The following is a 21,645-nucleotide window of genomic DNA, read 5'->3' as shown; positions in this document are numbered from 1 at the left end:
TGGTTTTAAAAGAATCTTGGGGAGATAATTTTGTCAAACTTGTTAAACAATTCGTATCGCAAAAAGATTTCGTGGGAACCCGAATTGTATTGTGCCAATTCTGTTGTGTCAAAATCATAACTGTATCCTATAAACCATGAATCGCTGGCTTGGAAGCCCACCATGGCGCTCATCGCAGCACTCCATCTGTAGGCTAATCCCGCTACGAATTTTTCGTTCATCATGAAATTGGCGCTCACGTCCACCTGAAGTGGTGCTCCTTGTACGTATTTGCTTTGCAACGAGGGTTTGAATTTTAGACTTGGATTTAAATCAAATACGTATCCTGCTATCAGGTAATAATTGATTTTCTCGGTGGCAATATGGCTGCTTGAACTCGAGGTGGCCGTCCCATCAAAATGTACCGTTTCGATTAAATTGGGCGCTGACAATCCTAAATAACCATTATCCGAATGCAAGTAAAACCCAACTCCAATATTGGGCGAAAATTTATTGTCGATATTCTCTTCAAAAATAGCATCGCCTGGCTTTTGTTTCAGTTTTGTAAAATCAACGTTTAATAAATTTGCGCTACCTTTTATTCCAAATGACATTTTATATTTATAATTTACAGGGATAGTGTATGAGAAATCAACGGCTATATTGTTCTCATCCGATGGCCCTATTTGATCGTTTACAAATGACAATCCCAAGCCTACTTTACTATCATTTATTGGTGTATTGATCGAAAAGGTGTTCGTCACCGGTGCGCCATCTATTCCTACCCATTGATTGCGGTGTAATGCAAAAATACTCATGGCTTGTCGAGATCCTGCATAACCTGGATTCACGACTATCGTATTGTACATGTATTGGGTGTATTGCGCATCTTGTTGGGCAAAGCCTACAAAGGATAAAAGCATTAATACCAACCCTATTATTTTCGTTTTCATGTGTGTGTTTTTTTTAAGCTTAGGGACTTATCCAACTATTTTCTGTTCAAATACAAATATCCTGATTTCTCAAATGCATTATTGGCACTGTCTCTGTATTTCAGTATATAAAAATAGGTTCCTACGGGTAATTCTGATGATTTCTCTATGGTTACTCGACCTTCGGAAACTCCTTTAAAAGCCCTATCTTCATTATTGTAATGCTCGCGTTCGAATACTAAAACACCCCAACGGTTGAAGATCTCTATCGAATTCTCCGGATAACATTCTAAGCCTTTTACATAAAACTTGTCATTGATCCCTGCCGAACCATCAGGTGACACTGCATTGAAGACTTCTATTGCACAGCCCGAAACACTCAGTACCGTTGGATTATCATCCACCAAATTCAACTCGTCCGATTTATCTTCTACTACTTTTCCGCTTGGTGCGGTACCATAAACAGTAGCTTGATTTGAAATACTTCCTAAATTAATATCTGATTGCTTAATAAAATACAAGCCCGAGAAATGTGTCGTACTGACTTCTCCTATGGCCAATGTTAATGGAGATCCTGACATGATAACTCCTGGTAATGGATCACTAATAGTTACATTACTCAATGGTGTATTACCTGTATTGGTTATTTCAAAACTGTAGGTAATGGTTTCCCCTGGCTGTGCATATCCATCGTTGTTCTCATCCCTGAATTTCGCCGTTTTCACTAAAGCAATACTAGGCCTTTCTACTACAATAGTGATCGTGGCTTGACTGCAATTGCTAGGATTGGCTTTCTCACAAATGCTGTAATTTAAGCTATAGCTACCCCCTGGTGTATTGCCCAACACATTCAACAGCCCATCTGTTCCTATTGTGAAATTTGGACTTGGTGTCAATGTGATACTTACATCTGAAGCCTTAGCCGGCAATCCATTGATTGTGTCATTTGACAATACATTGAGAACTCCTGTTAATGCTTGAGTTCCATCTACTGTTCCTGCATCGTCATTGACCGCTAGAATATCGGCATAGGTTTTACAACTGATTCCAAAATCTAAATTCAAATTAACTTTTACTGATTCTGTAAACTGAGCGTACAAAATAGTATTGGTGGTTAAACCACAGTCAACATAACTTTTTGATTTTTCTGTACGCGCTTGTTTTAGTGTTCCGCTTGGCAATACTTTAACCAATCCAGAAGCTGACATCGCCTCAGAAGCTTGTTCGAAATTAGCTTCTTTTATAAACTCAATTTTATATTCTCCATAAGCTCCTTGTGGCGCTCTTGTTCTCCAATAGCCTTCAACTCCCATCGTTACGCTTCTGGAGAATCCATTAGGACCCGTTACAAATATATTAGGAACATTTGTGGTTCCATTTCCAAATCCGGCTGCGTTCAATTCTCCCGCATTTTGGATCCCTTTATAACTTCCATCGCCATTAAAATCAATCCATTCCCATTTACTGAAATCAATTACGCCATTTGCATCTGGTATGTTTTTAGTCACAAGACCATCGTTATTGGCATCGTACCACTCATCTTGCACTCCATTGTTGTTTAAATCGTACCATACAAAATCACCTAAAACTAATAAATCAGTTTTATTATATCCAAAATCAATCTTTTGATATTTACAATCTTCTACTTTTAATATCAAGAAACTTGGTGTTGTATTATACAACTCTTGGGCCGCATTCAAATTCGCGTCTTGAACCTGGATTACATAATCCCCTGGTATCATTCCTGTAAATGAATAGGAGCCATCTGCTTTGGTTAGACGCAATAAAACTGGACCTGTAGTAGTATTTATTGGTTTTAAAGTAATTGGTACATTGGCCAATGGCGCATTATTTGAAGCATTAAATACTTTTCCTGAAATTGCTGTAGATGAATTACAAGTAACTGTTACTGTTACAACGGCTGTAGTGCAATTAGCTGGGCGTACTAGTTCACAAATAGAATAGGTTAATGTATACGTTCCTGCTGGGGTATTAGCCGCTAATGCAATACTACCATCAGCGCTTAATGTCATATAACCACTTGGATCCGCTGTAACAGTAGTTACTGCTACATTGCTTATAGTAGCTGGATCCAATGCTACAAAATCATTCGATAAAACATTCAAAACTGCTTGCGTTGTTGTGCTACTCGCTATTGGACCTGCCAAATCAATATCTGCAAAAATTACTGGTGGTGCCGGATCGGGAACTTTTTCTATGTCTATAGTGATGCTAGCGGTATCACATACTAATGGCGCTGCCACAGAACATATTTGATACTGTAATACGTAAGATCCTATTGCTGTACCAGCGGTAACATTCAAAGTACCATCGGTATTGATTGTTATGCCTGATGGGTAGCTTCCTACTTGGGATACGGTTACTGTATTTACTGTAGATGTTGTTAATAACACTCCATTTACGGTGTCGTTCAACAGTATGTTATCGGTTGTGCCACCAAATGTATCGTATATGGGTAATAATGCATCATCTTGAGCATCGATTGTATTCACCACTACCACTGAAATTACTGTTTCGCAATTGGCTGGATTCGTTACTTCACAGATTCTATATTCTACATTATAATTACCTGCTGGGGTATTTGCTCCAACACTTACTGTTCCATCTGCATTCAAGGTTAATCCTGTTGGGACACTTACTCCTGTCAAGGTTACTTCTCCTGGGTTGGTTCCGATCACTACTGGACTTCCGTTTAAGGTGTCGTTGGCTACTAATATCGCTGTTGTTCCGCCTGGTAATCCATTGATACTTGGAGTCGTTTCGGTTACGGCATCTATTACTGGAACTCCAACTACTACCACTGAAATTACTGTTTCGCAATTGACTGGATTCGTTACTTCACAGATTCTATATTCTACATTATAATTACCTGCTGGGATATTTGCTCCAACGCTTACTGTTCCATCTGCATTCAAGGTTAATCCTGTTGGGACACTTACTCCTGTCAAGGTTACTTCTCCTGGGTTGGTTCCGATCACTACTGGACTTCCGTTTAAGGTGTCGTTGGCTACTAATGTCGCTGTTGTTCCACCTGGTAATCCATTAATACTTGGAGTCGTTTCGGTTACGGCATCTATTACTGGAACTCCAACTACTACCACTGAAATTACTGTTTCGCAATTGACTGGATTCGTTACTTCACAGATTCTATATTCTACATTATAATTACCTGCTGGGGTATTTGCTCCAACACTTACTGTTCCATCTGCATACAAGGTTAATCCTGTTGGGACACTTACTCCTGTCAAGGTTACTTCTCCTGGGTTGGTTCCGATCACTACTGGACTTCCGTTTAAGGTGTCGTTGGCTACTAATGTCGCAGTTGTTCCACCTGGTAATCCATTAATACTTGGAGTCGTTTCGGTTACGGCACATATAACATTTGAGATAACAATATCTGCTGATTGTAAAGATATGCAACCTGCTGTGTTGGTTACTGTGAAAGTATAGCTTCCAGCATTAGCGTTTACCAATCCAGATGATGAAATACTCACATCACTCGGTGTGAATTCATAAATATTAGCCGAATTAAAATCTATAATTTGGAAACTACCATTAGCGGAACTACAGTTAGGTTGTGTTACCGTTCCTATTGTAGGTTGGTATTGAGGCTGCTCGGTTACTGTTACGGTGGATGTATTGTCAACTGTACAAGGTGAAGTCGCGGCTTGTGTGTACGTGTAAGTTCCGGCTCCTGCTAACGCTGGCGTCCAAGTTCCTCCCACTGCTTCTCCTGTAATGGATGCATATAATTGCGCTTCTGTTACTGTACTTCCTGCGCAGATTACCAAACTTCCGCTTGTTCCTGCACTTGCTGGTAATGCTTGTTCGGTTACTGTTACGGTGGATGTATTGTCAACTGTACAAGGTGAAGTCGCAGCTTGCGTGTACGTGTAAGTCCCGGCTCCTGCTAACGCTGGCGTCCAAGTTCCTCCCACTGCTTCTCCTGTAATGGATGCATATAATTGCGCTTCTGTTACTGTACTTCCTGCGCAGATTACCAAACTTCCGCTTGTTCCTGCACTTGCCGGTAATGCTTGTTCGGTTACTGTTACGGTGGATGTATTGTCAACTGTACAAGGTGAAGTCGCGGCTTGCGTGTACGTGTAAGTCCCGGCTCCTGCTAATGCTGGCGTCCAAGTTCCTCCCACTGCTTCTCCTGTAATGGATGCATATAATTGCGCTTCTGTTACTGTACTTCCTGCGCAGATTACCAAACTTCCGCTTGTTCCTGCACTTGCCGGTAATGCTTGTTCGGTTACTGTTACGGTGGATGTATTGTCAACTGTACAAGGTGAAGTCGCGGCTTGTGTGTACGTGTAAGTCCCGGCTCCTGCTAACGCTGGCGTCCAAGTTCCTCCCACTGCTTCTCCTGTAATGGATGCATATAATTGCGCTTCTGTTACTGTACTTCCTGCGCAGATTACCAAACTTCCGCTTGTTCCTGCACTTGCCGGTAATGCTTGTTCGGTTACTGTTACGGTGGATGTATTGTCAACTGTACAAGGTGAAGTCGCGGCTTGCGTGTACGTGTAAGTCCCGGCTCCTGCTAACGCTGGCGTCCAAGTTCCTCCCACTGCTTCTCCTGTAATGGATGCATATAATTGTGCTTCTGTTACTGTACTTCCTGCGCAGATTACCAAACTTCCGCTTGTTCCTGCACTTGCCGGTAATGCTTGTTCGGTTACTGTTACGGTGGATGTATTGTCAACTGTACAAGGTGAAGTCGCGGCTTGCGTGTACGTGTAAGTTCCGGCTCCTGCTAATGCTGGCGTCCAAGTTCCTCCCACTGCTTCTCCTGTAATGGATGCATATAATTGCGCTTCTGTTACTGTACTTCCTGCGCAGATTACCAAACTGCCGCTTGTTCCTGCACTTGCCGGTAATGCTTGTTCGGTTACTGTTACGGTGGATGTATTGTCAACTGTACAAGGTGAAGTCGCAGCTTGCGTGTACGTGTAAGTCCCGGCTCCTGCTAATGCTGGCGTCCAAGTTCCTCCCACTGCTTCTCCTGTAATGGATGCATATAATTGCGCTTCTGTTACTGTACTTCCTGCGCAGATTACCAAACTTCCGCTTGTTCCTGCACTTGCCGGTAATGCTTGTTCGGTTACTGTTACAGTGGATGTATTGTCAACTGTACAAGGTGAAGTCGCGGCTTGTGTGTACGTGTAAGTTCCGGCTCCTGCTAACGCTGGCGTCCAAGTTCCTCCCACTGCTTCTCCTGTAATGGATGCATATAATTGCGCTTCTGTTACCGTACTTCCTGCGCAGATTACCAAACTTCCGCTTGTTCCTGCACTTGCCGGTAATGCTTGTTCGGTTACTGTTACAGTGGATGTATTGTCAACTGTACAAGGTGAAGTCGCGGCTTGTGTGTACATGTAAGTCCCGGCTCCTGCTAACGCTGGCGTCCAAGTTCCTCCCACTGCTTCTCCTGTAATGGATGCATATAATTGCGCTTCTGTTACTGTACTTCCTGCGCAGATTACCAAACTGCCGCTTGTTCCTGCACTTGCCGGTAATGGCGTATCGGTTGGCGTATTATTAGTGTTGGCTGTTCCTGAAACATCGCTTACATCAACTCCTTGCGGATTCTTTCCTGTGGCTGTTGCCGTATTGACTACTTTTCCAGCATCGATATCCGATTGTTTGATGGCGTATGTTCCTGTTACTGTTGAATTAGTAGCGCCTGGTGCTAAACTTGCTATTGGGCTATTCGTTATCGTTACTCCAACCATCGCATCGGTTACAGCGATATTGCTTAACGTAACATTTCCAGTATTGGTTACCGCAAAAGTGTACGTAATCTCATCGCCTACTGCTACTGTTCCGCATACTACTGCTGTTTTTACCAAAGCCAATGAGGACGTTTGAGGTAAAGTAGTAACTAAAGGATCATCAAGTAAGATAGTTGATCCCGAAATATCTGAAATGCCAGTATTCCCATCTGGGTCCGTACCGCTTGCAGATGCACTGTTAGTCACATCACCTGCATCTACGTCAGATTGTTTGATGGTATAGGTTCCTTTAATTGTACTATTTGTTGCGCCAACTGCCAAAGTAGCAATTGGATTTCCTGTTAAAACAATTCCTGGCAAGGCATCGGTTGCCGAAACATTGGTTAAGGGAACATTTCCAGTATTGGTTACTGCAAAAGTATACGTAATCACATCGCCTACGGCACCAGAACCTCCTACTACAGCGGTCTTAACTAATGCCAAAGAAGGTTCTGGTACTTGCAATGAAGCAGCGTTTACTGCTATAAATGCACAATCCGACTCTCCTGAAAAAGTTACAACGAGTCTATTTACTTGTGAAGCATTAACGGCTGTAATACCCATATTAGATAACTCTAATGAAACTAGTCTTATATCTCTAGTTTCATTTGCAGCTGCTAAAGCGCCATTCATTTGAAAGCGATCCAAAAGATATGTTCCCATTACAGCAATACCATTAAAACCAATAGACACTTCTGTTCCTACAGTAACACCTGCCGAATTGACAAATTTAACCTTATCAAATGCAGTTGCATGGGGAACCGCAATTTGAGAAATTACAAAATCTGGTACACCATCACCAATTGCACTTGTATTAATAGCACCAGAACCAACAGTAAATGATGCTGCACCAGCATTAATATTTGCTATTCCTGTCCCTAAACTCAAACCACGAATACCATCTTTTAATTTTGATGCCGTTTCAGCAGTGGTAGCTGTTGCACCAGCTAGCGGAGGGACTAAAGTGCCCGTAGCAAGACTACCATCAATATTGGCTCCTTGCATAAAGAAAGTAGATGTAATATTCCAATTAACAGTATTAATGGGCAAATTCTTGAACAATGAAGGTGTAAAAGTTTGTCCATTGGCCGTTAAAGCCGCGTCATTGACTCCTGTAGAATAAACGGTAGCTCCAATTCGAAAAGCCAATAAATTATTTTCCGAAGTTGGCCTATTTCCAGCAGCAGTAGCAGTGTTAGAAGTCCAATACCCATTCCAGTCCGTATAAATTCTTGTTGCGGCGGTTTGCGCAGTAAGACACTCACTAAAAAGAAAAATTAGTAAAAAAAGGCAACTAAAAAAGAATTGGGCAAGAGAAGACAAAAACACAATAGATCTACTATTGCAATTAAAGTATTTTTTTTTCATAAAAAGGTTTTAAAAATTCAATTTGGATGTTTCTATTAATAAAAACAACTGGCAAAAAGGTGGTATTTTTGCTTACGCTAAAAAACTAGCATTAACAACTAATAATTAAAACAAGCTTTTTTGTTGAAAACTTATTTTGGAGCAAAAGTAAATAACACAGAATCATTAAGATGATTGAAAATTGCCATCACCTATTGATTATGGATATAATTTTGATATACAACATTTTATAATACAGTGTCTACAAAGAAGTACACCTATAGTTGTAATCATATTCAAACCAGATTATATATTTGAAAGCTATTTCTTCTAAATTCTTCTTCAAAACCAAATTTTTAATTTAAAAATACAATAGCATTCTTCATTTAAAAATAAATCTCGAGTTCTCGCTTTTATAAAACTATCCAGTTTGATTAAGCAGTCAAGATTTTGGATTTATACCAAATAAAAATTAAACCAAATACATTTCTATCTCGATGTTTCTTTACCAAGAGTAATAGGGTTAAGCTTTTTTTCTCGCAAAGACGCAAAAGGCGCTAAGATCGGACGAATCACTTTGCGCCTTTGCGTCTTTGCGAGAATCATAATTTATAAATATGTGAGAGAATTTCTGAAACTTATTAATATATAAGTTTCTACAAAAGACAATCTTGTTGGACTAATATATATTTGTTGGGTATTAAAAATTCAAATTATACACACTATTACCTATTTAAGCTAAGGCAATACCAACTAATTTTTAAGAATTTAAAAATCAATCACATACCTCTAAAATAAAGATTCAATAATCGTATTTCAAAAACAGTATACGATCAAATCAAGCTGGAATTAAAAGCAGTATTTCTTTTTCTAAAAGAGTCAGGAGGTTCATTATTATTCAACTTTTTAAAAGCGACACAAAAATTACTATAGCCACTAAAACCTAGGTCGGTAGCTATATTTGCAATAGGCTCTGTTGTTTCTATTAATAAGGATTTGGCTCTTTCTATTTTAATTTTAAGTATATATTGATAAGGGGTCATGCCAATATATTTTGAAAACATTCGTATAAAATGATGATTTTTCCAACGGGTTATAGCCGCCAAATCATCAATTTCAATTTTATCATTAATATGTTCGTTAATATAACTCACAACCTGTTTTATTCTCAAAGGCGAATCATCAGTTATTACTTCATCAGATCGTACTATATCAATTTTTTTATGGATATAATTATTTAAAACAATCGAAACAGTAGTCAACAAATCAATTGATTTAAAAGGCTTTACCAAAAAACCATAAGGCCTTGTTTTTTTCGCTCTATCCAATGTAACAGTATCGGAAAAAGAGGTTAAATACAAAAAAGGAATGGTGTCTAAATGCAACAGATAATTTCCTAAGTCTATCCCATCTTCCTCTCCTTTTAGATTGATATCCAAAAGTATTAATTGTGGTTTATTCAAATTGATAATTTCCTTGGCCTTTGCTACATTAGAAACATTAGCAATGACTTCATATCCATTATCAGTCAATATGTTTTTTATATCATTGGCTATCAAAAATTCATCTTCGACTACAAGTATCAGCGGTTTACTCATGATTATTACTATCAAAAATTATATTGTATTGTAATCCTTCCTCATTAATAAGCGATAGACTACCCCCTATTTGTTCTACCAACAAAGACACTAACTCCATCCCAAATGAATTTTTCTTTTTATATTGATAATCAATACCAATCCCATAATCTATTACAACAAGTTGATATACAGTATCGTTCACGTTTTTTATATCAATGCTAATCAAACCAGAAGAAACATTGGGATAAGCATATTTAATCACATTTGTTATTAATTCATTAATTATTAAGCCAATTGGAATCGCTATTGAGATATCTAAAAACACATTATTTGCATTAACTTTTGCAACTATTTTTGTTGTATCCTTTGAGGATGATTCAATAATTGTTTCACACAAACAGCTAATATATTCTTGTATATCGACTTTTTCTACTTGGGGACTTTGATATAAATTTTGATGGATCAATGCTATTGCTCCAATTCTGGACTGACTTTTCTCGATAAAATCATGAATATCATTATCGGCTCCATTTCTAGCTTGACTTCGTAACAAACTCATTACCAATTGCAAATTATTTTTAACCCTATGATGTATTTCTTTTAACAAAACTTCTTTTGTTTTGAGTAATTGTTCGAGTTTGGCTAATGAATTTTCTATTAGCACGTTTTTTTCTTCAATTGTTTTACTTTTATCCGATACTAGCTGATTAAAAATCTTTTCTTTTTTAAACTTATAAAAGAAAAATAAAAATAACAAAACAGCAAATAACAATATTGTAATAAAAAAATACATTTTATAATTACTTTTCTGCAATTCCAAAATCATTTTTTGCTTGTCAATGAAATTATTTTTGATTTCAATCTCTTTTTGATTCAAATCATATTTAGTCAACAAATACAGAATTCGCTCCTTATTTTCATTTTCCGTTTTATTTTTTTGCCATTCCGAATATTTTTTTAATAAATCATACGCTTTCTTATAATTCCCTATGGATTTTTCATTATCTGCGTAATCAAAATAAAAAGCAGCAGTATTGATACCAATGTATTGTGAATTATTCTTTATCAACTCTTGCTCTATTTTTTTAAAATAAATACTAGCTTCTGCAGTTTGATTAATTTGATGGTAAGATTTTGCTAATTGATAATCAATACGTGTTTTTGAGTTTTCGTAATCAACATTCAACTCTTTCGCTTTATTACAATAAATAATACTTAAATCGTAATTTTTTTTTAAATAACACAAATCTGCATGTAACAAATAATAAAATGCCTTTAACCCTTTATTATCTATCTTTTGTAATAAAACATTGATTTTATTTAAGTTGCTTGAAACAGGTGCTACTTTCTTTAGTTTAAGGTTAATTTCGGTATTAAACAACAACAAAATGGTATAACTTTGAATGTCAATATTTTTGATTTCGTTTGCAATTTGAATTGCTTTTTTTGAATAATTTAATGCATGTATATCTTGATTTAACTTAAAATAAATATCAGCAATTTGATTATAACACTTTAACAAACCAAAATTATCTTTTGCTTTTAGAAAAAAATAAGATGCTCGTTCAAAATTTTGTAAAGCTAAATGAGACTTATCTAAACTTGAATAATTAGCTCCTATCAAATTAAAGAGTAATCCTATTTGTTTATAGTTTTGTCCATTTTTATATTTAGAAATGGCAGCAAAAGCTATTCTATTTGAATCTTGATAATTACCCAAAAAATAATTGGCAACAACTTGAAAATATATTGCATCAAGATATAAATCAAAATATTTTTTTTCTTTTAAAATATAAGCAGCTTCTAAAGATACACTTATGGCTTTATTATAGTTCCCCTCATAAATATAATTATATGATTTTATCAAATTATAATAGGCAATTCCTTTTTTATTATTAACCTTTTTAGCAAAATCGAGTAATTCCTCGGCATAATAATTGGATTTAACAATATCACTCTTTTGATATAGTTTACACAAACTAAAGTATAAATCTATTTTTTCATTATTCCTTTCACTCTTTTTTATGTAATTTAATATAGCTTCAATTTCAGTTTGATTATCATTTAAATTTTGACTATATAAAGTAGTATTAACTAGAAAAATGAAAAATGAAAACAAAAGAAAACGAAATGTGTCAAATCTAGGGGCTTTATAATGCATAATATGGTAGGTAAAATTATAACTATAGAAGATGAATAAATTCGTTAATTAAACAACAAATTGATTATAACAAAGAGCGATAAATCTAAACATTTTCAAAGCTATTTCAGTACCTCCGCTATTTTCAAAGCACATTTTTCGCCATCAATCGCTGCCGAAATAATTCCGCCTGCATAACCAGCACCTTCTCCGCATGGATACAATCCTTTTATTTGCAAATGCTCATAAGAAATAGCATCCCTAGGAATACGAACAGGTGAAGAAGTTCTCGATTCTGGCGCATGTAAAATGGCTTCATTTGTTAGATAGCCTTTCATAGATTTTCCGAATTCTGTAAATCCTTCTCTTAATATTTGAGATAAAAATCCAGGAAATACTTGTCCCATTTCTACCGAAGTAGTCCCAGGAACATAAGATGTTTTTGGGATACTTGATGAAACTTTATTTTGTGTAAAATCAACCATGCGCTGTGCAGGCACTTTTTGAGTCTGTCCTGCTAAATGCCATGCCTTTTGCTCGATACTTTTTTGAAATTCCATTCCAGCAAGAGCGCCAAACTTTTCAAAAGGCTTGAAATCCTCCAATTTCAATTCGATAACAATTCCAGAATTGGCAGTAGCTTGATCTCGTTTGGATGGAGACCAACCATTGGTAACCACTTCTCCAGGACTAGTGGCACATGGTGCAATTACACCTCCTGGACACATACAAAACGAGTACATACCGCGACCATTAACCTGCTTCACTATCGAATAAGGAGCTGGCGGCAAATGTTCACCTCGGTAATCGCAACTGTATTGAATGCTGTCAATTAGTGATTGTGGATGTTCGGCTCTTACGCCCAAGGCAAAAGGCTTGGCTTCTATAAGTACTTTTTTTCTATCTAATAATTCAAAAATATCACGAGCAGAATGTCCCGTAGCTAGAATTAATTTATTCGCTAAAATAGTATCTCCTTTTTGAGTTACAATTCCTTCTACTTCATTATTCTTTATCAAAATATCGGTAACCCGTGTTTCGAATAAGACTTTCCCACCACGTTCGATAATTTTTTCTCGAATATCTTGAATAATTTGAGGTAATTTATTGGTTCCAATATGCGGATGAGCATCAACTAAAATGTCTCCCGAAGCTCCAAAAGCAACCAATAATTCTAAAATTCTGGTAACATCTCCACGTTTTTTAGATCTTGTATATAATTTTCCGTCTGAATAAGTTCCTGCTCCACCTTCTCCAAAACAATAATTGGAATCTTCATCAACAATATGATCTCTATTGATCGCTTTCAAATCGCGACGACGACCACGAACGTCTTTCCCGCGTTCGATAACTATTGGTTTCAACCCCAATTCGATCAATTGTAAAGCAGCAAAAAGTCCTGCTGGCCCTGCTCCAACAACAATAACTTCTTGTGCAGATGATACATTCTTATAATCGGGAAGTTCTATTTTATGTTCCTTAAAAGGCTCTCCTTTTAAATAAATCAAAACCTTCAAATTGATTTTGATTGCCTTTTGACGGGCATCAATGGATCGTTTCAAAATAGCAACATGCTGAATATCTTTGGCCGAAACTTTTATTTGTTTGGACAAATAATCTTTGAGTAACGACTCATTGGAAGCGATTTCTGGTGAAACTTGTAATAGGAGTTCTTGTGGCATGTTTTTATATTCTGAAATTATGGAAAAAGCTTGTAAATATCTTCTCTTTTGGCAAATCTAGCTAATTCTATCACTTCTCCATCAAAGTAAAATCCTAATCTATATTTTCCAATTCTTATTCTGTAAGCTTCTGAATGACCTTTCATCTTTCTTAGATTAGATATCAAATTTAAATTTTCTGTGTTTTTTAAAACTATAATAACATCAAATAAATTAGTTTTCAACGATTCATCATTAATTTTGGATACATCTTTAGAAAATTGCTTCAAGTATTCAACTTTCATTTACCTAACATTTTGAAGATTTCTTCCTCACTAACTTTTTCATTTCTATCGGCTTCTTGCATTAAAAGAAGCATTCCCATATCCTCTTTTTCTTCATCAGATAAGTTATTAAATTGATTAGATTGCTTATTTTTAACGTACGTTTGCACTGCATTTTCTATCAATCCCTTGACACTTGTTTTTTCAAATATCGAAATTACTTTCAATTTCGTCAAAGTAGCTTCATCTATGTCTATTAATTTTCTCATTGGGAATAAATTTTACACAAATATATACGATATATACGATATATACAAAAAATTAATTATACTAAACTTTGTAACTTTACATTTTTAAAATCAAATGAAATTTAGAAAAATATAATGTCCAGAAAAATAAAACTAATATGGGATTTTAGAGGCCCCGCTTCGGCAAAAACAGCCGAACACCACGAGATTCATTTGAAAGAATACATACTCATTGAAAAACTATCAATAAATAGTACTGGTTTCCAAATCTTGGATGAAATGTATGCGATAGCTTATATGGTAGTGGCTGAAGAAAATATGATTCAGGTACGCGATGCTTTGAAACCACATCGCGGGGAAGTATATCAGTAATCAGGCAGCAGAAAGCAGTTTTCAGTCTGCACTTTATCGGTCTATAAATCAAAAAGCCGATTTTCAAATGAAAATCGGCTTTTTGATTTATGAGAAAATTTTTTACTTTGAGACTTTTTTCCTGAAATCTGAGTTCTATATTCTGTAAACTAATTCGCAACTTCACTAATGAATTTTATTCGCATTAAGCGCAATTCATCTAGATCATAGTCTCCATCAAATTCTTTGAGTGCTTTTTCAATACTGTCAGATTCAGACTCCATAAAATATTCATGAATTTCTTCTTGTTGGTCATCATCCAACATTTCATCTATCCAATATTTGATATTTAATTTGGTTCCAGAATATACAATTTGCTCCATTTCTTTGATCAAATCATCCATTTTCAACCCTTTTGCGGAAGCGATATCAGTCAGTGCCAACTTTCTGTCTATATTTTGAATGATATATAACTTGTTAATGGAATTGACACCCGTTGATTTTACTACCAAATCATCGGGACGAATTATATCGTTCTCTTCTACGTAACGGTTAATTAATTCAATAAATTCTTTACCATATTTTTTAGCTTTTCCTTCTCCAACACCATGAATATTAATCAATTCAGCTTGAGAAATTGGGTATTTCAAAGCCATATCTTCCAGAGAAGGATCTTGAAAAACCACGAAAGGAGGAACACCTAATTTTTTAGCTACTTTTTTTCGCAATTCACGCAACATTGACATCAATAATTCATCAGAAGTTCCTGATGATTTTGCCGCAGTCACAATAGCTTCATCTTCGGATTCATTATATTCATGGTCTTCCGACATCATAAAAGATTGTGGGCTTTTTAAAAATGCCAATCCATCTTTTGTAATTTCTATAATACCATAAGTTTCTATATCCTTAGACAACAAACCAGACACAAGAACTTGTCGCAATAAGGCCATCCAATATTTCTCGTCATGATCAGATCCTGAACCAAAAAAAGATTGGGAATCTGTTTTATGAGCATTTATAACTGCATTCACACGCCCAATTAAGGTGAAAACAATTTCTTTGGATTTATAAATATGTTTAGTTTTCTTGACTACTTCTAATAATTTCAGCACTTCGTCTTTGGCTTCCACTTTTGATTTTGGATTGCGAACATTATCATCCATATCTGCTCCTTCTCCTGTTTCACTATCAAATTCTTCACCAAAATAATGCAATAAAAATTTACGCCTAGACATTGATGTTTCAGCATAAGCTACAACTTCTTGCAATAATGCAAAACCAATTTCTTGCTCTGCAATAGGTTTTCCAGATAGAAATTTTTCTAATTTTTCAACATCTTTGTATGAATAATACGCTAAGCAATGTCCTTCCCCTCCATCTCTACCTGCACGTCCAGTTTCTTGGTAGTAACTTTCTAAAGATTTTGGAATGTCATGATGAATTACAAAACGAACATCAGGTTTATCAATGCCCATACCAAAGGCAATAGTCGCTACAACAACTTCTACATCTTCCATCAAAAACATATCTTGATGTTTGGCTCTTGTTTTAGCATCTAATCCAGCATGATAAGGCACGGCACTTATACCGTTTACTTGTAAAACTTCGGCAATTGCCTCTACTTTTTTGCGGCTTAAACAGTAAATAATTCCCGATTTTCCTTTATGTTGTTTGATAAACCGAATAATATCCGATTCAATATTTTTGGTTTTGGTACGAACTTCATAATATAAATTAGGCCTGTTAAAGGATGCCTTAAATGTGGTAGCATTTGCCATATCCAAATTTTTCAAGATATCTTCTTGTACTTTTGGAGTAGCAGTTGCAGTAAGACCTATTATGGGAACTTCGCCCAATTGCTTAATAATATTTTTTAAATTACGATACTCCGGTCTGAAATCATGACCCCATTCTGAGATACAATGGGCTTCATCTATTGCAACAAATGAAATAGGTACCGTTTGAAGAAAAGCTACATATTCTTCTTTAGTTAAGGATTCTGGTGCTACATATAACAATTTCGTTATACCTGCGGTAATATCCGATTTAACTTGAGTAATTTCAGTTTTATTCAGAGAAGAATTTAAAACATGGGCAATTCCATTTTCGGAAGATAGACTTCGAATGGCATCTACTTGGTTTTTCATTAATGCAATTAAAGGAGATACAACTATTGCTGTCCCTTCCTGAATTAAAGCAGGCAGTTGGTAACAAAGAGATTTTCCCCCGCCAGTTGGCATTATAACAAACGTATTCTGTTTATTGAGTAAACTTGTTATGACTTTTTCTTGCAAGCCTTTAAATTGGCTAAAGCCAAAATATTTCTTTAATTCTTTATGTATGTCAATTTCGTTTGAATTCATTCTTTAATATGTGGTATTTTGTATAAATTTGCGGCACATAAAGATACAACTTTCTTTTACACATACAAATTTAAAATTATCTGTTTTGATTACAAAAGAAAATATATTGGCAAATGCCAAGAAAACAATTGAATCGGAAAGCAAATCAATTGCTAAACTAATTGATTTCATTGACGATACTTTTGCGGAAGCGGTACAATGCATTTATAATTCCAAAGGAAGATTAGTTGTGACCGGCATTGGAAAAAGTGCTATTATTGCTCAAAAAATGGTAGCCTCATTCAATTCTACCGGCACTCCTTCTTTATTTTTACATGCCTCGGAAGCAATTCATGGAGATTTAGGAATGATCCAAAATGAAGATGTTATCATTTGTATTTCAAAAAGCGGCAATAGTCCCGAAATTAAATCCTTGGTCCCTCTATTGACTCGTTTTGGCAATACCTTAATTGGAATGACTGGAAACATGACTTCCTTTTTGGCCAAAGGATCTCATTTTGTATTAAATACAACAGTAGACACAGAATCCTGTCCATTAAATTTGGCTCCAACAAATAGCACTACTGCTCAATTAGTTATGGGAGATGCATTGGTGGTTTGCTTGATGGAAATGCGTGATTTTAAAGCCGAAGATTTTGCTAAATATCATCCTGGAGGAGCTTTAGGGAAAAAATTATTACTTCGTGTAAAAGACATGCTTGAGAACTCACTGAAACCCGAAGTAGGACCTGACACTCCTATCAAAAAAGTTATTTTTGAAATTTCAGAAAAAAGACTTGGAGTTACAGCTGTAGTAGAAAACAACAAAGTGATCGGGATAATTACTGATGGTGATATTCGTAGAATGCTAAACGACAGAGATACTTTTACGGAATTGACGGCAAAAGATATTATGACAAAAAGCCCAAAAATGACAAACTCAAATGAAATGGTAATTGATGCTTTTAATATCATGGAAGACTTCTCTATAACTCAATTAGTAGTTGTAGATAATGGTGAATATAAAGGTGTATTGCATTTACATGATATTTTAAAAGAAGGAATCGTATAATGGCAAAGAAAAACCTAGGCGAAATGTCCTTTTTAGACCATCTTGAAGAATTAAGATGGCTTTTAGTTCGAAGTACCACAGCTGTTATTATTATGGCATGTGTCACTTATTTTATTAGTGATTATTTATTTGATGTGATTATTTTCGGTCCAACAAGACCCTCTTTTTTCACTTACACTTTTTTTTGTGATTTATCGCATCAATTGGGTTTTGCTGATAGTATTTGTATCACTGAAATGCCTTTTATCATTCAAAACACCGAAATGGAAGGACAGGTAAACATCTTTGTTTGGATGTGTATCTTGGCTGGTTTTATACTAAGTTTTCCATATATTTTGTGGGAAGTATGGAAATTCATTAGCCCAGCTCTTTATGAAAAAGAGAAAAAAAATGCAAGAGTTTTTATATTCACCTCTTCATTGCTTTTTTTTATGGGTGTCCTTTTTGGATATTATGTGGTTATTCCAATGTCTGTTAATTTTGTGGCTACCTTTACCGTTAGTGATGTTGTAAAAAACCAATTTACACTAGAATCATATATAGGTATGGTAAAAACAAGTATTTTGGCCAGTGGATTATTTTTTGAGTTACCTATAATTATTTATTTTTTAACAAAATTAGGCTTAGTCACGCCCGTTTTTTTAAGGAAATATTGGAAATATGCAGTAGTAATAATTTTAATTGTGGCAGCAATTGTTACACCTCCCGATGTGGTGAGTCAAACCATTGTGGCGATCCCAATGTTACTTATTTATGAAGTAAGTATATTGATTTCAAAAATTGTAGTATATAACAAAAAGAAAGAAAATGTCTGATATCATTCAAGAATTTAACGATTACCGTTCTAAAATGAACGAAAAATTATTGGCGGACAATAATAAAATTGTAAAACGCATTTTCAATCTAGATACGAATGCTTATGCGGCAGGAGCTTTGGATGTAAAAACCAAAGAATTACTGGGATTAGTGGCATCGGCGGTATTACGTTGTGATGATTGCGTAAAATACCATTTGGAAACCAGCCATAAAGAAGGTGTTACTAAAGAAGAAATGATGGAAGCCATGGGAATTGCAACCCTTGTAGGTGGTACAATTGTAGTACCTCATTTGCGAAGAGCTTATGAATTCTGGGAAGCATTGGAGGAGCAAAAATAGGTAGCAGGAGTCAGAAATCAGATAAGAGTTCATCCTTTTTCAAATTCTAGTTGCACGATTAAAAAACTAAAATTGAAGTTAAAACCTAAAACCAAATAAACGAAATTCGTTTCTTTGCAACAATATAAACTTAGTTACTCAGTAACTATGCTACTTAGCAACTTTAAAACATGAAATTAAGAGCAGAGAATTTAATAAAAACATACAAGGGGCGTTCTGTTGTAAAAGGCATTTCGGTAGAAGTAAACCAAGGTGAAATTGTGGGGCTTTTGGGACCAAATGGTGCTGGAAAAACGACCTCTTTTTATATGATTGTGGGATTGGTAAAACCAAATTCCGGAAATATTTATCTGGAAGATTTAAATATCACGGATTACCCAATGTACAAAAGAGCCCAACAAGGAATTGGGTATTTGGCGCAAGAAGCTTCTGTTTTTAGAAAACTAAGCATTGAAGACAACATTTTAAGTGTATTGCAATTGACCAAATTATCCAAAGAAGATCAAATTGCCAAAATGGAAAGCCTAATTGCGGAATTTAGTTTGGAACACATTCGTACCAACAGAGGCGATTTGCTTTCAGGAGGAGAACGTCGTCGTACTGAGATTGCCCGTTGCTTAGCCACTGACCCTAAATTCATTTTGCTTGACGAACCTTTTGCCGGTGTTGACCCAGTAGCCGTTGAAGACATTCAAAGAATTGTTGCTCAATTGAAAAATAAGAATATTGGAATTCTAATCACTGATCACAACGTACAGGAAACATTAGCCATCACGGATAAAACATATCTTATGTTTGAAGGAGGCATCTTAAAAGCTGGTGTCCCTGAAGAATTGGTTGAAGACGAGATGGTGCGTCGTGTATACCTAGGTCAGAATTTTGAATTAAGAAAAAAGAAGTTAGAATTTTAGAAAAATAGTTAGCCGATTTCAGATTCAGAGAAAAAGAAACAACATCAATAAGAGCTGCTTAATAGTCTAAATCTCAAACCTGAAATCTGAAATCTGTTTTCTGAAATCTGTTTTCTGAAATCTGAAACCTGAACACTACTCTACTGTAATATATTGCAATTGTTGTAAATCGCCATTGTAAATATTGACATCAACTTTATAATCGATTCCGGGTACTTTTGCTTTTTCTGTAAATTGCCAAAAGAGCCAATCGTCCTGAATTTCTTCCCTATAAAAATTATAATTGGCTATCCAAAAAAGATAATCACTAAACTCCTCTTTCAAGAAATCGTCATAATATTTTTCGCCTGTATAAATTATCGGCCGCACTCCATAATGCAATTCTACTGCTTTCAACCAACGGTGTAAACCAATTTTTAAACGATCTAAAGATTGTTCTTTTGGTAGCTTTTCAATATCCAAAACGGGTGGTAAATCCCCTTTTTTAAGCTTTACTGTTTTTATAAAAAGTTCGGCTTGCTCGAGGGAATTCTCATTTGGACGATAATAATGATAAGCGCCACGAATCATTTTATTTTCTTTGGCACCAAGCCAATTTCTCTTAAATTGATGATCAACCCTATCTTTTCCTACTGTTGCTCTAACAAAAACATAATGTAATGGATATTTTTCTTCTATAGTATCTACGTAAGACCATCGGATTTTTCCTTGATATTCGGAAACATCCAAACCTATAACCTTCCCCTCGCTTTTCTCCAAAACCTTTAAATTACGGGCTTCAGAAAAAACATTGGTTTCCTTATTAAAATGAGATTTAAAACCTAAATAATAAGCAAAACTAGAGCGGTAATGATACCCTAAAGACAGAACAACAAAAAGTAAAAATCCAAACACAAAATACCTTATTAATTGAGCAGGCAAAATGGAGTTTTTCTTTTTGATCTTCCTACTGTAGGTCGTTCGTGTATTCTTTCTTTTCATTCAAAAAAATTACTTTTTTTTCAACATATTATTGATTACCGAAAGCAACACATAGAAAATAATAACCAATGCAACTCCAAAATACTGTAGAAAAAACAACAACAAAACAGAGATTGCTAAAAAAATAATTTGAAGCGCATTATCCTTGAAATTAAATTTTTTGATTTTTAAAGAAAACAAAGGAATTTCGGCATTTAAAACATAAGCACTAAACAACGTAATTACCAATAAAACCCATTTCTCTGTAAAGATTTCAAGTACTGCTAATGAGTCGTTTGAATAATACTGCAACACCAATGGAAGACTCAATATAAAAAGAGCATTGGCAGGAGTGGGCAAACCGATAAACGAATCGGTTTGACGAGTATCTATATTGAACTTAGCCAAGCGATAACATGATCCCAAAGTAATAATAAATCCTAAATATGGAAAAAATTGCAGGTAACCTTCACTCATTGCAACTGAACTGCTTTGCATCATTTTGAACATTACAAAACCAGGAACTACGCCACTGGTAACCATATCTGCCAAAGAATCCAATTGCAGCCCCAATTCACCGGTAACTTTAAACAAGCGAGCAAAAAACCCATCAAAGAAATCAAAAAATATTCCAAGTGAAACAAAAAAGAAAGCCATTTCAAATTGATTTTTACTTACAAATACTACTGCAATACAGCCACAGAAAAGATTAAGCAATGTAATGGTATTCGGAATGTGTTTTTTAATGTTCATAAGTTATAATTTGTTTGATATACGTGACAAATTTAATACAATATGTGAAAGCGATGCTCGTTTTATATGAGAGATTTTTATTTTGAACTATCAAAAAGCATTAATTAATTGAATTGAAGCAGCTAC

General features: G+C 35.4%; 15 protein-coding genes. 5 read left to right on the top strand and 10 right to left on the bottom strand.

Annotated elements, in window-relative coordinates; translation table 11 throughout:
- Positions 1–5 precede the first annotated feature (5 nt).
- The 7 genes from OYT91_RS17155 to OYT91_RS17125 form a co-directional block, all read right to left on the bottom strand.
- The gene (locus OYT91_RS17155; RefSeq protein WP_281238021.1) at positions 6–932 is read right to left on the bottom strand and encodes a PorP/SprF family type IX secretion system membrane protein; all 927 of its coding nucleotides are present in this window, start codon (positions 930–932) and stop codon (positions 6–8) included.
- Positions 933–967: 35 nt separating this feature from the next.
- On the bottom strand, positions 968–8,080 hold the full coding sequence (locus tag OYT91_RS17150; protein ID WP_281238905.1) for a CLIPPER-2 domain-containing protein: 7,113 nt from the start codon (positions 8,078–8,080) through the stop codon (positions 968–970).
- 812 nt (positions 8,081–8,892) lie between these two features.
- Complete coding sequence (locus tag OYT91_RS17145; RefSeq protein WP_281238904.1) at positions 8,893–9,657, bottom strand: response regulator transcription factor; 765 nt, start codon at positions 9,655–9,657, stop codon at positions 8,893–8,895.
- A complete protein-coding gene (locus OYT91_RS17140) occupies positions 9,650–11,506 on the bottom strand; it encodes a tetratricopeptide repeat-containing sensor histidine kinase (RefSeq protein ID WP_281238903.1) in 1,857 nt (618 codons plus the stop codon). The genes OYT91_RS17145 and OYT91_RS17140 overlap by 8 nt, the downstream gene beginning before the upstream one ends.
- Positions 11,507–11,901: 395 nt before the next feature.
- Entirely contained in the window at positions 11,902–13,461 is a 1,560-nt protein-coding gene (locus OYT91_RS17135; protein WP_281238902.1) for an NAD(P)/FAD-dependent oxidoreductase, read from the bottom strand.
- A gap of 17 nt (positions 13,462–13,478) precedes the next feature.
- Complete coding sequence (locus OYT91_RS17130; RefSeq protein ID WP_281238901.1) at positions 13,479–13,745, bottom strand: type II toxin-antitoxin system RelE family toxin; 267 nt, start codon at positions 13,743–13,745, stop codon at positions 13,479–13,481.
- Positions 13,742–13,993 (bottom strand): hypothetical protein, encoded by a 252-nt coding sequence (locus tag OYT91_RS17125; protein ID WP_281238900.1) that lies wholly within the window; start codon positions 13,991–13,993, stop codon positions 13,742–13,744. Before OYT91_RS17125 ends, OYT91_RS17130 begins: the two co-directional genes overlap by 4 nt.
- A 114-nt stretch (positions 13,994–14,107) precedes the next feature.
- Here OYT91_RS17125 and OYT91_RS17120 point away from each other — a divergent pair, with 114 nt between their 5' ends.
- Positions 14,108–14,344 carry a hypothetical protein gene (locus OYT91_RS17120; RefSeq protein WP_281238899.1) on the top strand — a complete coding sequence of 79 codons (237 nt, stop codon included), beginning with the start codon at positions 14,108–14,110 and terminating at the stop codon, positions 14,342–14,344.
- A gap of 149 nt (positions 14,345–14,493) precedes the next feature.
- Here the strand turns inward: OYT91_RS17120 and recQ are convergent, their stop codons facing one another.
- Entirely contained in the window at positions 14,494–16,689 is a 2,196-nt protein-coding gene (recQ, locus tag OYT91_RS17115) for a DNA helicase RecQ (RefSeq protein ID WP_281238898.1), read from the bottom strand.
- An 85-nt stretch (positions 16,690–16,774) separates the two neighbouring features.
- Between recQ and OYT91_RS17110 the strand changes: the two genes are divergently transcribed.
- The 4 genes from OYT91_RS17110 (at position 16,775) to lptB (ending at position 19,806) form a co-directional block, all read left to right on the top strand.
- A complete protein-coding gene (locus OYT91_RS17110) occupies positions 16,775–17,740 on the top strand; it encodes a KpsF/GutQ family sugar-phosphate isomerase (protein ID WP_269223738.1) in 966 nt (321 codons plus the stop codon).
- A complete protein-coding gene (tatC, locus tag OYT91_RS17105) occupies positions 17,740–18,555 on the top strand; it encodes a twin-arginine translocase subunit TatC (protein ID WP_281238897.1) in 816 nt (271 codons plus the stop codon). The genes OYT91_RS17110 and tatC overlap by 1 nt, the downstream gene beginning before the upstream one ends.
- Positions 18,548–18,895 (top strand): carboxymuconolactone decarboxylase family protein, encoded by a 348-nt coding sequence (locus OYT91_RS17100; protein ID WP_116762053.1) that lies wholly within the window; start codon positions 18,548–18,550, stop codon positions 18,893–18,895. Before tatC ends, OYT91_RS17100 begins: the two co-directional genes overlap by 8 nt.
- A 170-nt stretch (positions 18,896–19,065) precedes the next feature.
- Complete coding sequence (lptB, locus tag OYT91_RS17095) at positions 19,066–19,806, top strand: LPS export ABC transporter ATP-binding protein (protein ID WP_281238896.1); 741 nt, start codon at positions 19,066–19,068, stop codon at positions 19,804–19,806.
- A 135-nt stretch (positions 19,807–19,941) separates the two neighbouring features.
- Here the strand turns inward: lptB and OYT91_RS17090 are convergent, their stop codons facing one another.
- Positions 19,942–20,787, bottom strand: coding sequence for a glycoside hydrolase family 25 protein (locus OYT91_RS17090; protein WP_281238895.1), 846 nt, complete (start codon positions 20,785–20,787; stop codon positions 19,942–19,944).
- Positions 20,788–20,796: 9 nt separating this feature from the next.
- Positions 20,797–21,519, bottom strand: coding sequence for a CDP-alcohol phosphatidyltransferase family protein (locus OYT91_RS17085; RefSeq protein ID WP_281238894.1), 723 nt, complete (start codon positions 21,517–21,519; stop codon positions 20,797–20,799).
- Positions 21,520–21,645 lie beyond the last annotated feature (126 nt).

This window comes from Flavobacterium praedii (assembly GCF_026810365.1).
Taxonomy (GTDB): domain Bacteria; phylum Bacteroidota; class Bacteroidia; order Flavobacteriales; family Flavobacteriaceae; genus Flavobacterium; species Flavobacterium praedii.
This window is presented reverse-complemented; position numbering and strand designations above follow the sequence as displayed.

Coding starts and splice junctions, on each gene's coding strand:
- OYT91_RS17155 (WP_281238021.1), bottom strand. CDS start 932: ATGAAAACGAAAATAATAGGGTTGGTATTAATGCTTTTATCCTTTGTA.
- OYT91_RS17150 (WP_281238905.1), bottom strand. CDS start 8,080: ATGAAAAAAAAATACTTTAATTGCAATAGTAGATCTATTGTGTTTTTG.
- OYT91_RS17145 (WP_281238904.1), bottom strand. CDS start 9,657: ATGAGTAAACCGCTGATACTTGTAGTCGAAGATGAATTTTTGATAGCC.
- OYT91_RS17135 (WP_281238902.1), bottom strand. CDS start 13,461: ATGCCACAAGAACTCCTATTACAAGTTTCACCAGAAATCGCTTCCAAT.
- OYT91_RS17130 (WP_281238901.1), bottom strand. CDS start 13,745: ATGAAAGTTGAATACTTGAAGCAATTTTCTAAAGATGTATCCAAAATT.
- OYT91_RS17125 (WP_281238900.1), bottom strand. CDS start 13,993: ATGAGAAAATTAATAGACATAGATGAAGCTACTTTGACGAAATTGAAA.
- OYT91_RS17120 (WP_281238899.1), top strand. CDS start 14,108: ATGTCCAGAAAAATAAAACTAATATGGGATTTTAGAGGCCCCGCTTCG.
- recQ (WP_281238898.1), bottom strand. CDS start 16,689: ATGAATTCAAACGAAATTGACATACATAAAGAATTAAAGAAATATTTT.
- tatC (WP_281238897.1), top strand. CDS start 17,740: ATGGCAAAGAAAAACCTAGGCGAAATGTCCTTTTTAGACCATCTTGAA.
- OYT91_RS17100 (WP_116762053.1), top strand. CDS start 18,548: ATGTCTGATATCATTCAAGAATTTAACGATTACCGTTCTAAAATGAAC.
- lptB (WP_281238896.1), top strand. CDS start 19,066: ATGAAATTAAGAGCAGAGAATTTAATAAAAACATACAAGGGGCGTTCT.
- OYT91_RS17090 (WP_281238895.1), bottom strand. CDS start 20,787: ATGAAAAGAAAGAATACACGAACGACCTACAGTAGGAAGATCAAAAAG.
- OYT91_RS17085 (WP_281238894.1), bottom strand. CDS start 21,519: ATGAACATTAAAAAACACATTCCGAATACCATTACATTGCTTAATCTT.